This is a genomic window from Paraburkholderia podalyriae, assembly GCF_014397785.1.
Taxonomy (GTDB): domain Bacteria; phylum Pseudomonadota; class Gammaproteobacteria; order Burkholderiales; family Burkholderiaceae; genus Paraburkholderia; species Paraburkholderia podalyriae.
On sequence record NZ_VZQQ01000268.1, the window covers coordinates 1 to 779 of the forward strand.

Annotated in this window: 1 protein-coding gene; it reads right to left on the reverse strand. The window is 69.1% G+C overall.

Features of this window, described 5'->3' with window-relative positions; all coding sequences use genetic code 11:
- On the reverse strand, window positions 1-779 hold a 779-nt coding region (locus F6X42_RS42960), incomplete at both ends, for an MFS transporter (RefSeq protein ID WP_187639774.1).

A 779-nucleotide genomic window follows, 5' to 3' on the forward strand; every position in this document is an offset into this window, starting at 1 on the left:
TGCCAGCTCGCGGTGACGAACGCCTGCGGCACGAGCAGCACCGCCGAGGCGGCGAGGCAGCCGACGATCACATTCCAGTGCCCCGCGCGATCGGCGAACTTGCCCAGCCGTGACGACGAGATCATGCTGCCGAGCGCCGCGCCCGACATGACGAAGCCCGCGACCATCGTCACGCTTTGCGGCTTCGTGAGCTGCGCGACGTAGACGGTGATGATCGGCTCGATCGACATGTTCGCGACCATCAGCAGCAGACCTGTGGCCAGCATCGCGATGGCCGGCCCCTTGTCGTCGACCGATGCCCACGCGCCCTGCTTCGGCGCGCTGCCCGCGCGCTTGCGAACCGGCATTTCGCGGATCAGGAACGCCGTCGCGAGAAAGGCCACGAAGATCGCCGCGCCCGATGCCCAGAAGGTCGCGCGGATGCCGATCAACGGCGGCAGGAAGCCGCCGATCAGCGGGCCGACCAGATTGCCCGCCATGATCCCCGACGACAGTACGCCGAGCGCCCATCCCGAACGCGCCTTCGGCGTCTGCGTCGCGACGAGGATCATCGAGCCCGACGCATAGCCGCCCAGCAGTCCCGCGAGCAGCCGCAACGCGACCAGTTGCCACGCCGAGTGCGCCATGCCGATCAGCGACATCGCGACCGCCATGCCGAGGCTCGAGCGGATCAGCATCAGCTTGCGGCCGTAGAGGTCGGCGAGCTTGCCCCACAGCGGCGCGACGAGCGCGGCACTGAAGAAGGTCGCGCCGAACGCGGCGCCGGACCACTGCACGAT